This is a genomic window from Burkholderia territorii (genome assembly GCF_902833055.1).
GTDB classification, from domain to species: Bacteria; Pseudomonadota; Gammaproteobacteria; order Burkholderiales; family Burkholderiaceae; genus Burkholderia; species Burkholderia territorii.
Genome location: NZ_CADFEJ010000001.1, coordinates 117,033 through 132,249, shown reverse-complemented (window position 1 = coordinate 132,249; position 15,217 = coordinate 117,033). Strand labels below are relative to the sequence as shown.

5 protein-coding genes are annotated in these 15,217 nt (G+C 62.2%); all 5 read right to left on the bottom strand.

The genetic code is table 11. The features are described 5' to 3' along the window. On the bottom strand, window positions 1–276 hold the full coding sequence (locus HW466_RS00610; RefSeq protein WP_151002898.1) for a hypothetical protein: 276 nt from the start codon (window positions 274–276) through the stop codon (window positions 1–3). Between the two features lies 1 nt (window position 277). Continuing rightward, window positions 278–9,751, bottom strand: a complete 9,474-nt coding sequence (locus tag HW466_RS00605) for a two-partner secretion domain-containing protein (protein WP_151002896.1) — start codon at window positions 9,749–9,751, stop codon at window positions 278–280. A 104-nt stretch (window positions 9,752–9,855) separates the two neighbouring features. Then, entirely contained in the window at window positions 9,856–11,523 is a 1,668-nt protein-coding gene (locus HW466_RS00600) for a ShlB/FhaC/HecB family hemolysin secretion/activation protein (protein WP_151002894.1), read from the bottom strand. A gap of 572 nt (window positions 11,524–12,095) precedes the next feature. Then, window positions 12,096–13,442 carry an ABC transporter ATP-binding protein gene (locus HW466_RS00595; RefSeq protein WP_151002892.1) on the bottom strand — a complete coding sequence of 449 codons (1,347 nt, stop codon included), beginning with the start codon at window positions 13,440–13,442 and terminating at the stop codon, window positions 12,096–12,098. Between the two features lie 11 nt (window positions 13,443–13,453). Beyond that, a complete protein-coding gene (locus HW466_RS00590; RefSeq protein WP_151002890.1) occupies window positions 13,454–15,208 on the bottom strand; it encodes an ABC transporter permease in 1,755 nt (584 codons plus the stop codon). Window positions 15,209–15,217 lie beyond the last annotated feature (9 nt).

Here is a 15,217-nt window from a genome sequence, read left to right as displayed (position 1 = left end):
CTACTTGGACAGATTTTCTTCGTCGTCCTTCGTCTTGTAGCTGTCGCGTGCCTTCCTATAGCTTTTATCGAACGGCTTAAGACCAAGCGCCTTCGCGCGTGATGCATAACCTCCAACAGCCGAAATTGGAAGCCCAAAAATGATTAGCAAAATTGCAATTGCATTTGGCAAAAAATTAAAAGCCAAACCACAGTAAACCATAGCAATTCCCAACAAAATAAGGCCAAATTGCGCCCATCCGGCAATGTTTCCGTCAACAAAAAATCGTATCTTCATCTTATTTAATCTTTTTCATCAAGTGTTGCATATTCTGATTGACCCAATCCTTTGCTTGCTGAGCCTGGTAACTACTGCTAGTTGCGTTGCCAAATTCGTTGATTATTGGAGCGACCAACGGATACTTTCCTGCCAGCCCACCTGTTACTTGACCAATTGCAGTGGACACAGCGTAATCACCAAAGTTAGGCCGCGCTACCTGTTGAACACCATTCAAGAACCAGGAGCCTGCCGCCGACGCAACCGCCATCTGTCCGGCGGGCAATCCAATCACGGATATGGCAGTAGCCAACGCCGATAGTCGATCAAATTGTGTGGCACCAAAACCGGCCACATCAGCCGTCGTATTTCGTATATCGTTGATCTCTGCCTGATTCGGCGGCCTCGTAAAGGGTCCTGTTACACTCAACGCCCCCCCATTGTTCGCAGGCCGATCATATTGGTATGAGCTGGGTACTTGCCCCGGCGACGCAGCGTTGTAGTTCGCCAAGATATACGACTGGATCTGTGGGTCGGCTTTCGCCGTCATCTGCGTCAAAATCGGCTTACCCTCTTCCGTCGAACCCGCATACATCCACTTCGCTCCCGAGTCCGTAGGCACTTCCCCAATCAATGTCGACGGCGCCCCGGATTCATACTTGCCGTTCGCCATCGTACCCATGATGCGCATCTGATCCTCGATCTGCACTTGCGTATATCTACCGTTGCTTTTTTCGGCCAGTTGCCTTGCAAGTGTCTTCTCTTCTGGATGCAATTGCCGATTGAATCGATCCACCGCAGCGCCCGTCAACGCACCGGTCCCGCCCCCAACCAATGCACCGGCTCCGCCAGCCAGCAGATTCGAGGCGACGTTACCCAGCAACTCGTCAACATTCTCGTTACCTGTCGGCCCCGCCTCCTTGATCGACTGCGCGATTTCCTTCAACTGCGGTGCCAGTTGCGCCGACACGCCCGCACCCGCACCTCCGCCAACCGCGCCCAAACCACCACCGGTCAGCCCGCCCGTCAGCGCACCGCCAGCGATATGCAGTCCGACACGATTGCCGCCGCCCTCTGCCCAGCTGTCCGCCTGCTGTTGATACTGCGCCTTGAGCACAGGATCGGTCGTGCCGTCGGCATTCCTCTGCGCCTCGTCACGCTTGCCGTCCGCGTAACTGCCGATCTGCTTCGCAATCGTCTCCGCCGCTGCCTGCGCCGCATTGATCAGATCCGACTGGTTGCTCAACACCTGCTGCAGATCCGGCGTCTTGCTGACCGTCCCATTCAGGTTCGACGTGTCGCGATTCAGCGTTGCCACGTCCTGCTTCTGGTTTGCCGTATCCGTAATCGTCACACTGCCCGCACTGATCGCGCTCTTGGTCGTTGCGTTGCTGCTGTCGCTCTCGCTCACGTACAGCGGTAGCGCACCGCCCGTATTCTTTCCACTCGTCTGACCGTGCGTCGCGTAGTTGTTGCCGCCGTTGCCGACGCCGCCACCCGCGCTGATCCCGAAACTGCTCGCGTCGTAACTGGAGCTGTTCTGAATATCCGAGAACGACAGCGTCCCGGTCGTCAGCTGGTTAATGTCAGGCGTAGCCGTGCTGCCGATATAAGCGCCCTTCAGGTCCGTATTGCCAGCGACCGTAACATCGAAGCCGCCGTCGCCGGCCTGGATACCGGACTGCTCGTTCACGCCCGCATAGTTGCCGCTCGCATGCCCGCTCTGCATGCTCACGCTTGCACTGGCTCCGCCCTGGCTCACACTGAACCCGCCACCCGAGCTGCTCTGGTGCGCTTCGCTGCGGCTCGTATCCTGCACCGATGCGATATTCAGATTGCCGCCGACATTCGCGATCACCTTGTGCGCGTCGACGTTCGCGCCGACGATATGGGTGTCGCCGCCGCTGACGATCGTCGCCGTGTTGCCCGCCTTGATGTGCGTGTTGTTCTGCGTCGCCGCGTCCGAATTCGCATCGCCGTGCGCGCGTGCCATCGCTGCCGATACGCCGAACCCGCCCGTGCCGTACGACACGCCCACGCTCCCGCTCTTCGACTCGTTCGTGCTGCGCGTGCTGTGATTGTCCGTGCTGTTGATCAGATCGACCCGGTTCGCTGCCTGCAACAGCACATCGTTCGCGGTCACGTCCGATCCCTGGATTGTCACGTTACCTTGCCCGGTGTGTTTGTCGCCCGTCGCGACGAACGCCGCCGTGCCGCCCGCCTTCACGCTGCTGCCGTTGTTCTGCGTGCTGTCCTCGGTAAACGTCGTCTTGCTGTACGAAGAACCGAAACTCAATTCGACCTTCGCCTCGGGCTTGGCCGTCGGACCATTCAACGCATTCGTCATGGCACCCGTTGCGCCGACCAGATCGGCCATGCCACCGGCCGCCGCGATCGCATGCAGCGCTGCCGCGCGGCCGTCCTGGCTTTCGCTGGCGCCCTTTACCTGCTGATTCACGTTCTGGATCGCATCGATCACCGGCGACTTCACCGCGAGCGTGAAGCCCGAACTCTTCACCTCGTGCGTTTCTTCGTGGTGACGATCCGTCTGCGATGCGTCGATCGTCACGTCCTTCGCGATGCCTGTCACATCCTTGCCGGCGACGATGTCAGAACCCGTCACGTGGAGCGCGTTGCCAGCCATCAACGCAACGCTGCCGTCCGTGCTGCCGATCAAGCTGCCCTGCGAACCCTTCACCGTATCGCGGCTGGTATCGATCGTCTGATTCGTGCCATACGAGATCCCCGCGCCAGCGCTACCGAGCCCGGACTTCTTCACGTCCTTGTAGTGGTATTCGCTCGATGCCGTGTCCGCCGTCGTGATCGTCAGGTCACGTCCAGCGGCAAGATTCACGTCGTTGGTTGCCGCGATCGTTGCGGCGTTCGCCGTCAGATCGTTGCCGGCCTGCACCGCAACCGTGTCGCCCGACAGCGTCGTGCCGATCGCCTTGGTGTAGCTGCTCGAATCGATCGTGTGCGTGGACGTCGACGAAAGGAAACCGCCTTCCTTGCGATAGTGCTCGTCGCTCGCACTTGCGCTCTGTTCGCCGGCATTCAGGTTGACGTTGTGCCCAGCACTGACGCCGATCGCGCCCTGTGCGTTCGCATACGCTGCCGTCGCATTGACGTCATGGCCGGCGACGATCGACAGGTTGCCGCTCGTCGCGATCCGGGTTCCGGTATCGGCGGATGCTGAATGTTCGGCATGGTTCCGATCGTCCCACTTGACCGCGTCCTCGCTGCTTTGACGAACTGCGTTCAGGTTCACGTCGTTCCCTGCGGCGAGGCCCGCATCCCCGGTCGTCGCAATGGCGGCCGCATTGGCGTTCAGATCGCGACCCGCGACTGCCTGCAGCGTGCCGGCATTGATCGTCGATACCCGGTCGATGCCGGTCGCGCTCCCGCTCTTCGTGGTTGCCGAACGCGTAGTGGTCGTCAGGTCGAGATCGCGCCCCGCGGACAATGCCACCGCATTGCCCTGGACCAATCCGCCGAGGTTGTGCAGATCCTTCTTCGCGCTGGCCGACACGGTATCGCCCGTGACCGTACCGCGGTTCTCGATCGAATCCGCGCGGATGATCGTCACATCGCGGCTCGCGATCGTACCGGCGTTCTTGTACGCGCCATCCGAGTCGATGGTGACGTTCTTGCCGGAAACGATCGTGCCTTCGCCAGTCACATCCGCCGCGTTCGCGTGCAGATAGACCTGCGGCACGAGCACCGTCTGTTCGCTGCCATCCGGCAACGTCACCGTCTGGCTGACGAGCCATACGATGTCGCTCGTGAGCGCGGCCATCTGCGCGTCCGTCAGCGCCGTGCCGACGTTCAATCCGAACTGCTGACCGGCCTGCACGCCGCTGGCGATCAGCGCTTTGTATTGGCTCTGATTGTCGGTGTAGTCGCCGACGAATCGTTGGCCAGTCGCCTGCATGATCTGTTGCTGAATCAGTTGCTGCTCGTAGAAGCCATCGCCGATCCGCTTGCTGACGGTGCTCGGATCGACCTTCAGTGCATCGAGCATCGAGTCGCTCGACAGCCAGTTCCGGTAATCGGTAAAGCGCGGGTCCGTCTCGATCAGGAAGTGGCTGCCCGGGTCGCGCGTGACCTGATACAGCGCATTGTTCGGCACTCGCGTGTTCGGCGTCACCGTGCGCACGACGACATCGCCCACATTCGCCTTCACGGCCGATACTTTCCCCTCGTCGACGCCGGACACGCCCGAGCCAACCGACCATTGGCCGCCGATATCCTTGTCCGCCACCGGCGTCACGCCCGTGCCGCTTGCGCCCTGCGCAACGGACGTCGCTGCCGCCACGCTCTTGACTGGATTGGACGGTTTGCTCGGATCGGTCAGCACTACCGGAAGATCGATCGTCTGGGGCGGAATAGCGGGCGAGTAGTTCGTAGTCGAGGTCGCGCGTTCGTCACCACTGAAGGCGCCGCCCGACTGGACCCAGGTATAGGTGGCGTGGCCCGATCCCATGAACGTTTCGGTGCCGGTCGCACCGATGTTCTGCACGTTCGTCGATTTGTTGCCGTCCCCCGCTACGATCTGGCTCTTGTCGTTGACGCCGGACATGGCGTTGATCGTAATGTGCCGGCCAGCGGTGATCGTGCCGGGTTGCGAAGCAGTTACCACGTCCTTGGTCGACTTCACATCAACCGTGTAGACGGTATAGGTCTGCACGAGCCGACTCGACACGTCCGCGTTATAGCCGGCCAATGCCTGGTTCAGATCCCGATAGGCGGCAACGGTCGCTTTGTACCACTGCTGGAAAGGCGCACACGCGGCATTGGTCGACGTCACGCATGACGGGCTCGGCGGACCGAATGGATCCGGTTTTGCACCCGTTACATCAGCTTCCGTGGGAGCCTTGATGGAAAACCAGTCACTACCGACGTTGCGTCTACCGGTCAGCAGTGCTACGCCCGGTGACATCCAAAACGGCCCGGTCGTCGTCCAAGCCGAATTGGCATCCGGCGACGGCGTCACACCGAACGTCGCCCAGATGTCAGCTGGCACGGTTCGGTACGCGCCGGTCTGAGACGCGACGTCCCCGCTGGCGAAATTGCTTGCTGCATACGCCGTATTGTCGATCTTGCCGGCCACACCATTCATCGTGTACTTCGCGTACTCGGCAAACGGATATTTGGTTGACGGCAGAAGAATGAACTTCTGGTCGTCGTCCAGCGCCCATCGGTAGTCGGTTCCCGGATGAATTTCGTGGCTGTTCTTCTGGTACAGATACACAGTCGACGGATCGATCTTCTCGGTCGAGCCCGGCACCTGATACCACAGCTGTGTGCCACTGTCGGTCGTGACCGTCGAAACCTGGAAGTTCGAATTCAGATTTTCAAACCGGTTTGCATCAATTGTGATGTCGCGGCCGGCGTCGATCTGCGCGCCGTCGTTCGTCGCGATCTGCGCGCTGCCGGTTGCCCGATGATTCGCGTCCAGCGCGCCGCCGACGCGAATGTCGTTGTTCGCATAGATGAGCGCATCGTTCCGGTTCCTGAATGTCTGTGCACCGATGTCGAGGTCGCCACGGGATGCGATCACACCGCCGACGCCCAGAGCGTTCCGGTCGTTGATCACCGCATTGGCGGCCACCGAAACGGCATCGCCATAAATTCGGCCACCCGCATTCGTTACGGTGTCACCGGCACTCACTGTTGTTGCGCCGCCATCGATCAAACCTTCGTTCGTTATCGACCGGTCCGCATGAACATGCGTCGCATTGCCACCGATGATCTCGCCCGACGCACGGTTCCGGACGGACCCGGCTGTGACGTTGGCGACGTTGCCGGCCGATAGCGTGCCGCTGTTTTCAAGTACGCCGCCGACAACGGTTTCCAGATCGTGACCTGCGACGATCCGGCCACTGTTGGCCAGGTCGCCCTGGGTCGTCACGCTGACGTCGCCCGCCGATTGAAGCGTGCCGTCGTTGTCGAGCGTGCCCGTCGAGACCGTCAGTTTCCGACCACCGTTCACGTCGCCTTGGCTGTTGATCAACGTGTTCGAGGCAATCAACGCTGCTTCGCCCTTCGACTGGATGCTGCCCGATGTATTGTCGATCGTCGGCGCGGCCAGCTTGGCATCCTTGTCTGCGCGGATCGAGCCGGAAGTATTGTCGATCGTCTGCGTAGCAGTCAGCGCCACGTTCGCGCCTTCCATGCCGGCGACCATGCCCGGTACACCAGCTGTTTCCGGCAACGTCGAATCGACCGTCCGGGAATTGAGGATCGTGTCGGCATTCACCGACAGCGTGCCGCTTGCATGCATCGCGCCGTGCGTATTGTCGACCACCGTGCCGGCGATTTGCACGTCGGTGTTGCCGCCGATCTGGCCCGCCACGTTCGACACGGCACCCGCGCTCCGGACAGTCAGTGCACCGTCCGCCACCATCGCACCGCCATCGTTGAACACGGAGGTCGTGTCGATGGTCGCCGCACCGCTCGACGAAACGGCGCCGCCTGCGTTGCTCAGCGTGCCGACAGTGAGCGCCACGCCGCCACCGAGCACCTGACCACCTGCGGATTGACCGGCGAGCACGCCGTTGTCGAACGTCTCGCGCCGCGTATCGATGTCGATGGCCGCGGTCGCCTGTACGAGACCCGACCGGTTATCGAAACCCGCCGATCGACTGATCAGCGACTGGCTGGCCGCCATCATTCCGAGCGCGTTGACGATCGCACCCTGTCCCGATTCCAGTGCGACGTTCGTTGCCGAGATTGTGCCGCCGGTGTTCAGCAACCCTGCATTCGTCAGGATCATGTCGCTCGAGGCCAGCAGTTTCCCGTCCGTGTTGTCGGTCGTGCCCGTGGTCCGGATCGACAAGCCGCCCGACACGGAGCCGATCGTCCCGCCCTGGTTCGCCACCGATTGCGCGGCGATAGTCAAATCATGTGTCGTGCCAATCGTGCCGCCGGCATTCGTCAGTCGACCTGCAATATCGAATGTCGACGTGTCGGCTGAGATCGTGCCCTGCGAATTGTCGAACGCGTGCGCCTGTGCGTTCAATGCGCCAGCCGATGCAATCTTGCCGTGGGTATTGTCGATCGCCTGCGAAACAGTCAACGTCGTATCGCCCGAAGACGTACCGATCTGCCCGGCGCGGTTGCTCAGCATGCCCGTCGTTATCGTTGCACCGGAAGCGCCGACAAGTTTTCCGCTGTCGTTCGATACGGCACGTGCCGCGGTCAGCCACAAGTCGCCGGCCGTCGAGCCGATCTCGCCGCCGGCGTTGGTCAGATCGCCCGTCTGGATTTTCGCGTTGGCCCTTGCGATGACGCTACCGTTGTCGTTGTAGAGCGTGTCGGTGCGCACGTTCAATTCGCCTGCCGCACTCACGATGCCGCCAGTATTCGTCACCGCGCGTGTTGCATGCAGCGCCGTGTCCCCGGTCGTTGACCCGAGCTTGCCCGACACGTTCTCGACATTGTCGGCGGTCAACGAAAATCCGTTCCCGCCTACGATGGCACCGGATCGATTGAATACCGCACCGGCCGCCGTCACGGTCAACGCGTCGGTCGTGCCGATCTGCCCGTCGGTATTGACGATGTCGGTTGCCTGTATCCGCGCAGCGTGTGCGCTGATCGTTCCGTCGGCGTTGTTGAGTTGCGCCGCGTGGACGGACAGGTCGCGTGCGGATGCAATCGTTCCGTTCGCGTTCCCGAGCAACTTCCCGATATCAAGCGACGCGTCGCCCGCCAGCGTGCCGATCTGGCCTTGCGCATTCGACACCGTATTTGCCGCGAGCGTGAGGCCGTCGCCTGCGGCGATCTTTCCGCTATCGTTAGACACGTTTCCGGTTGCAGTCACCGACAACGCACCCGTCGACGTACCGATCTCGCCGGCGATGTTCGTCAGGTCCGTTGCGGCAATCTTCACCGTGCGCGCCACGATCTGCCCGTGAGTATTGTCGACCGCGCCGGACGCATCCAACGACAGCACATCGCCTGCCAAGGTCCCTGCCCGGTTCGAAACCGCGTGCGCCGTCACGGACGCCAGATTCCGCGAACCGATGGCGCCCGAGTCGTTGACCAATTGCCCGGCATTCAGCGTCAGATTCCGGCCGCTCATTGTCCCGCCGACGTTCGACAGCGTGCCCGAAGCCGCCGCATTGATCGCGCTGCCTGCACTGACCATTCCGCGGTCGAGCGTCACGTCGCTCGCAAACAGATCGACGTTTTCTCCAGCAGCCAGCGTGCCAGGGTTCGTCACGCTCGCGGCGCGTGCCGAGATCGAGCCGCCGCCGACCAGATCGCCCGCCGCATCCACACCCGCATAGACGTGTCCGCTGTTGTCGAGCGAGGTGGCCGCCGAGAGCTTCGTATTGCCGCCGGACGAAATCGTTCCGGCATTGGACAGCGCCCGGGCTGCGTTCAGATCCGTCCCCTGCGTACTGACAATCGTGCCCTGCTGAATCACGTCGGCGCCGTCGATTCGCGTATTGGCCGCGGACTGGATACGCGCGCTCGGAACGATGGTCACGTCGCCGTTACTCGAGACCTGTATGTCGCCCGTGAGCGACGTGACCGCTCCTGCATCCCGAACCCCGACGCCGGCTTCCGTGCCAATCATCCGGATGCTGTTGGCAAACATGCTTCCGAGTGCCTGTACATCGATCGCCACACCCGGCGTCGCGCCCGTGCCCGCCTGTGCCCGGACGGCATCGCTCGCATAGTCGACATGGTTCGCACCGGCCACGGCGTTGATCGAATCCGCCCAGACCTCACCGTTGATCGTCATCGCACGCGAGATCAGATCGATCGCGCTGCCGTGGGCATCGAGCCCTGTGCCAGCGACGCCGATTTGCCCCTGTGTCACATTGAAACCCGCCAGCGTGCCGTCGGGATTGAACGTCGGCACACCGGTCGTCAGCGTGACGCGCGGAACATTCAGGAAACCGCAGCCCGCGCAGGTGATCCCTGCGGGATTGGCGACCACGAGATTCGCGCGATTTCCGGCGATTTCCGTCGGCCCGAGCAACTGGCTCGGATTGCCCGACGTCACCTGATTGACGATCACGCGAGCGGCGTTGTTACCCAGGAACGGGTTGCCTTGCACCCAACCGGCAAGCCGGGTCTGTGAATTTTGCCCGCTGTTGACCAGCACGACGCCCTTCGAACCCACGTTGTACTGCGTGAAGCTGTTCAACGAAACACCGTTCTTCGGTGCCGTGATGTTGACCAGCGGCACCCCCGACGTCGACACGCCCACGACCGGATGCGCTCCGCCGCTACGATCCGCCGTGATCGGCAATGTCGCCTGCGCGCTTACCACGAGCGGCTGCATGCCGAACATACAGAGCGCGGCAAAGGCCGTTGCCCGCGCCGCAAACCAGATCGAGACCCCGGAATCCTCCGCTGCCGGGCGACGTGCACGCCGTATACGCGAGCGCTGGCCGCCCGCACTGGCCGACGCGTTTTCGTCGACTGCCACCAACATGCCGCGCACGGCACTGAACACCAAGCGAAAAATTCCGGAATTCATGATCGTTTTGTCATTGATTGCATTTCAGACCGGTTGCGGCCTGCATCTCGGAGGCGGCCGGCTCTCGTGACTTGCTTGCAGGACGCCCGGCCCAACCGTACTGATTAGAACAACGTACTGACCTGGAACAGAAACGTCGGCGAACTCGTCTGGAATCCATGAGGCTTCGACAATGGCATGCCAAGTGATACGTCGTAGTTCAGTGCCGCGCCGAGCACGTTCTTCGGCGCGAGGTTGCCGCGTACGCCGACGACGGCCCCCACCAGCGTTTCACCAAGCAGATACTGCGCGGCAGCCCCCCGCACGCGCCCGGCATCGATGCCGCCATAAACGGCTTGTGTGCCGATCTGTGTCGGCATGTACCAGCCGATTTCGTTGGAAACGATCCAGCCGCTTTCGGCGGCGAGCGTCAGTTGTTGATCGAAGCCGCGTACGGCATACCGCGTGCCGATCGTGAAATAGTCGGAAGGCGTCAGCGGCGTACGCGCGTTCTGCATGTTCCAGCCGAACTGGTACGAGAACGTCCGATCGCCGATCGTGAAAGGAATCTGCGCATTCAGGCTTGCCAGTTCGACTTCCGTCTTGCCGTCGAAACCTGGCGCGCCGACGACCGTGCCCGAGTTGCCGGACAGGCCCGGCAACGAAGCGCGCCACGCGAATGAACCGTCGATGACCGCGCTTCCGACGTACTGGCGATGCGACAGACCGAGCTCGTAGCCGATGATGTCGCGATGCTGCACGGGGACGTCGACGCCGTCGATCGCGTTGCGGCTGATCTTGTGGAACAGGTTGCCGCGGATTTCGGTACGTGCATGGGCGTTACGGTAGATGACGCCCGACAGGCCCGCTTGAAGTTGCGACTGGACACCGCTGTATTCGATCGGGTCGCTGAATCCCGCGACGGTCTGCTTGTAGCGCGACCGGCTCGCACCAAGCGTCAACAGCGCATGGCCGATCGGCACGCTGTAGTTCGCCGATACGGACTGGCTGCCCTTGTCGGACGTACCGATATTCGCGTTCGTCGTGCCGGCGATCTGCAATTGATCGTAGAGGTGCAGCGGCGAATCGAACGTGAACGAGCCCGACAGCTGGTACTTGCCCGTGGAATCCATGCCGGCGTTGTCCGCGCCGACGACGGCATGCCAGCGTTTGCCGGTGCCCGGATGCAGCACGAGCGCCGACTCGCCCGGATGCGCGCCGGGAGCGATGTCGAATGTCGCGTCGGACTGCGATTGCAGACGACGCAGGTTCTCGAGCCCCTGGTCGATGTCGCGCTGATTCAGCAACGCGCCCCGCGAAACCGGAAGCGCCGCGCGCATCCAGCCGATCGTCGGTGTGTCCGTCCGGATGTCGCTGATACGCCCGGGAACCACGCGAAGCATCAACGTTCCCGATTGCAACGATTGCGCCGGCACAAGCACGCGCGACGTCACATAGCCGCGCTCGATCAATGCGTTGTTTGCCGTGTCCTGAATGTGCTTGAGCGCCGTTTTGCCGACGCACTGTCCGACGATCGGCTGCAGCATGCGGGCAAGCCAGCCGAACGCATTGGCTTCCAGTGCAATTTCCTTGATCGGAAAGCACGGCGTGTCGACCGGCAGGCTCGTGATACCGGCAGCCGAGGGCTTGTCGCTCGTCGGCGCCAGTACATTCGGACGAGGATTCAACGCCCTGGCGGCTTCGACTTGCTGTTGCTGCAGACGCTGGATTTGTGGGCCAGGCGTGGTCTCGTGCGACGGCACGCCTTGCGCCCACGCGGAAACACTCGCCAACGCCGAAATCAACGCTGCAGAGGTTTCTCGATTCTTCACTGGTTAGCGGCGTGATGGTTGGTCTTTCACGCCGGAATTTATCGAAACACCTACCCGCACAGTGTCCGAAACTGAAGTATTACGGAAAATTTCTTAACTATTGTCACGACGATTTCAGGCCATCACTCAACTGAAATCGGCAAATCAAACAGGCCACTCAATATCTCGCGTTCAAACAGCCGAAGCGGTTGACACTTTGAATACATCTTCAAAGGAATAATCGTGGCCCCCGCAACGATATTCCCGTCTCTTTCGTCGCCTCTGTCTCGCACCCTCCAGAAGCGCCAATTGACATTTCGCGTCACCGTCGATTCTCGATTTGTCTCGCAACCGTAGCGCTCGTCCATCTCAAAAATGACGTGTCCAATTTGCAACAGCGCATCGGCTCAAGGCTGCGATTCCGAGACACGAGAACCATGGATTTCTGAAAAAAGCAGGGACAGGCGCGCTGCAAATGCCCCGGCTTCCTGCTTCGAACCGCGGCACGCGTTCGAGCCGGAGCCGAACGCATACCCCAGTCGTCTGCATCCGAATCAGTTCTCCACGTCCTCGAGGCTGAACACTTCCGTCTTGTCGTTGTACGAAAAGACTTCGCCGTAACGGCCCCAATCGATCACCGCGTCGAGTGTTTCCTCGGCTGCCTCGTCCGACAGGAAATCCTCGAGCTCCTGCTCGAAGCGCACGCGCGGCGCACGATGGCCCGGCCGCTCGTTCAACACCTTCCTGATTCGCGCGGCGAGCGGCACATGCTTCAGCAGATGATCGGCGAACATCAGCTTGCGCTCCTGCGTGCCGAATTCGGCAAACACGCGCGCGGGCGGCGTCAGGAACACGTCGCCTTCGCGCACGTCTGCGAAGCCGAGATACTGCAGCACTTCCGCGATCGGGAATAGTTCGTCGACCTCCAGATGCAGCGTGCGCGCGATTTCCGGCATGTCGGCGCGGCCGTGATACGGCGCCATCGCGAGCGTCTCGATCAGGCCGGCCATCAGGTTGGTCGACACCTGCGGCAGCCAGCTGCCGAGCTCGAGCCCCTTCTTCGTCGCCTCGCCGGTCTGGCGCGCGGTCATCTTCGCGTAGATGTCGTCGACGAGCTTGCGGAAATCCGGATCCAGCCGGTTGCGCGGATGCTTGAACGGCACCTTGATCTCGGCGATCACACGGCCCGGGTTCGACGAGAGCACCAGAATCCGGTCGCACATGAACACCGCTTCCTCGATGTTGTGCGTGACGATCAGCACCGACTTGATCGGCATGCGGCCTTGCGTCCACAGGTCGAGCAGGTCGGTGCGCAGCGTTTCAGCCGTCAGCACGTCGAGTGCGGAGAACGGCTCGTCCATCAGCAGGATCGTCGGGTCGACCACGAGCGCGCGCGCAAAGCCCACGCGCTGGCGCATGCCGCCCGACAGCTCGCGCGGATACGCGTTCTCGAAGCCGTCCAGACCGATCAGGTCGATCGCGGCGAGCGCGCGTTCGCGCCGCTCGCGCGCACCGACGCCGAGCGCTTCCAGACCGGCTTCCACGTTCTGCAGCACGGTCAGCCACGGGAACAGCGCGAAGGTCTGGAACACCATCGCGACGCCTTCGGCCGGACCGGTCAGCGGCTTGCCGAGGTAGGTCACTTCACCGCCGGTCGGCTCGATCAGCCCGGCAATGATTCGCAGCAGCGTGGACTTGCCCGAGCCCGAGCGGCCAAGCAGCCCGACGATCTCGCCCTCGCGCAGCGACAGGTTTGCGTCGTCGAGCACGAGCAGTTCGCCCTGCGACTTGTTGAAGCCGCGGTTCACGTGTTCGACGCGCAGGATTTCCTCGCCGAGTCGCGGTGGCTGAAGCGGCTGGGATGTCTGGGCGGGGGCGTTGATTACGGTCGAATTTTGCATCGCGCTTACTCTCAATCGAGACGGAGCCGGGATTCCGCATAGGCGTACATCGGACGCCACAGCAGACGGTTGAACAAGGTGACGAACAGGGACATCACGGCGATGCCCAGGATGATCTTCGGAAAGTCGCCGGCGGCGGTCATCTGTGCGATATACGAGCCCAGACCGTGCGCGACGACCTTCGTGTCGCCCCACTGCACGAACTCGGACACGATGCTCGCGTTCCACGCGCCGCCCGACGCGGTGATCGCACCGGTCACGTAATACGGGAAGATGCCCGGCAGCATCGCCTGCCGCCACCACTGCCAGCCGCGAATGCGAAAATTCTTCGTCGCTTCCTTGTAGTCGTTCGGGTAGGACATCGCGCCGGCGATCACGTTGAACAGGATGTACCACTGCGTGCCGAGCACGATCAGCGGCGACAGCCAGATGTCCGCATTCAGATGGAAGTGAACGATCGCGATCACGAACACCGGGAACAGCAGGTTCGCCGGGAATGCGGCGAGGAACTGCGCGAGCGGCTGGATCTTCTCGGCCAGCGCGGGGCGCAGCCCGATCAGCACGCCGAGCGGCACCCAGACCACCGATGCGATCGCGATCAGCACGATCACGCGCAGCAGCGTGATCAGCCCGAGCGTGAGCACGTGGCCGACCTCGCTCATCGTCACGCCGGTCGACACGAAGCTGACGACACGCCACGCGACGTATGCGGTCAGCAGGATCACGAACGCGCCCCAGACGATGTCGCCGACGCGCGACGGGCCACGGCCGGATGCGCCGCGGGCGCCGACACCGCCGAACGACGGCACGCGCAGCGGAATCCGCGCGGCCTGCGACAGCAGCCAGCCAGCCGGCACGAGCAGCTGATGGATCAGGTGCGTGCGACGCAGCATGTCGAGCAGCCAGGATTGCGGCGCATCGCCCGACGCGGTGTTCTCCATCCGGAACTTGTCGGCCCATGCGACGAGCGGACGGAACAGGAACTGATCGTACGCAAGAATCACGACCGACATCGCGACGATCACCCAGCCCACCGCGCCGAGGTTCTTGTCGGCAATCGCCTGCGCGAGATACGCGCCGATCCCGGGCAGCGTGATGGTCTGGTTGCCGACGGTAATGGCCTCCGACGCAACGACGAAGAACCAGCCGCCCGACATCGACATCATCATGTTCCAGATCAGCCCCGGCATCGAGAACGGCACCTCGAGCTTCCAGAAGCGCTGCCACGACGTCAGGTGAAAGCCGCGCGACACCTCGCTCAGGTCGCGCGGCACCGTGCGCAGCGACTGGTAGAAGCTGAACGTCATGTTCCACGCCTGGCTCGTGAAGATCGCGAAGATCGCGGCAAGCTCGGCACCGAGCACGCGGCCCGGGAACAGCGCGAGGAAGAACGTGACCGTAAACGAGATGTAGCCGAGCACCGGCACCGACTGCAGGATGTCGAGGATCGGGATCAGCACCATGCCCGCGCGGCGGCTTTTCGCGGCAAGCGTGCCGTAGACGAGCGTGAACGCGAGCGACGCGACCATCGCGGCGAGCATCCGCAACGTGGTGCGCAACGCGTATTCGGGCAGGTTCGACGGATCGAGCGAGATCTTCTGCGTCTGCAGCGTGGCGATCGGCGCCATCGTCTCGTGGAAGCCGACGACCGCCATCGCGAGTATGCCGATGATCAGCGGGAACGCGACCGCATCCCAGCGGTTGGGCAGCACGCGCCACGCGGACGCGTTGGCGGTGCGATTCGGATCGAAGAAACTGATATCCATCGGTAGCGT

Excerpts from the sequence above, each read along its gene's own strand:
- HW466_RS00610 (WP_151002898.1), bottom strand. The coding sequence starts at position 276 with ATGAAGATACGATTTTTTGTTGACGGAAACATTGCCGGATGGGCGCAA.
- HW466_RS00605 (WP_151002896.1), bottom strand. The coding sequence starts at position 9,751 with ATGAATTCCGGAATTTTTCGCTTGGTGTTCAGTGCCGTGCGCGGCATG.
- HW466_RS00595 (WP_151002892.1), bottom strand. The coding sequence starts at position 13,442 with ATGCAAAATTCGACCGTAATCAACGCCCCCGCCCAGACATCCCAGCCG.
- HW466_RS00590 (WP_151002890.1), bottom strand. The coding sequence starts at position 15,208 with ATGGATATCAGTTTCTTCGATCCGAATCGCACCGCCAACGCGTCCGCG.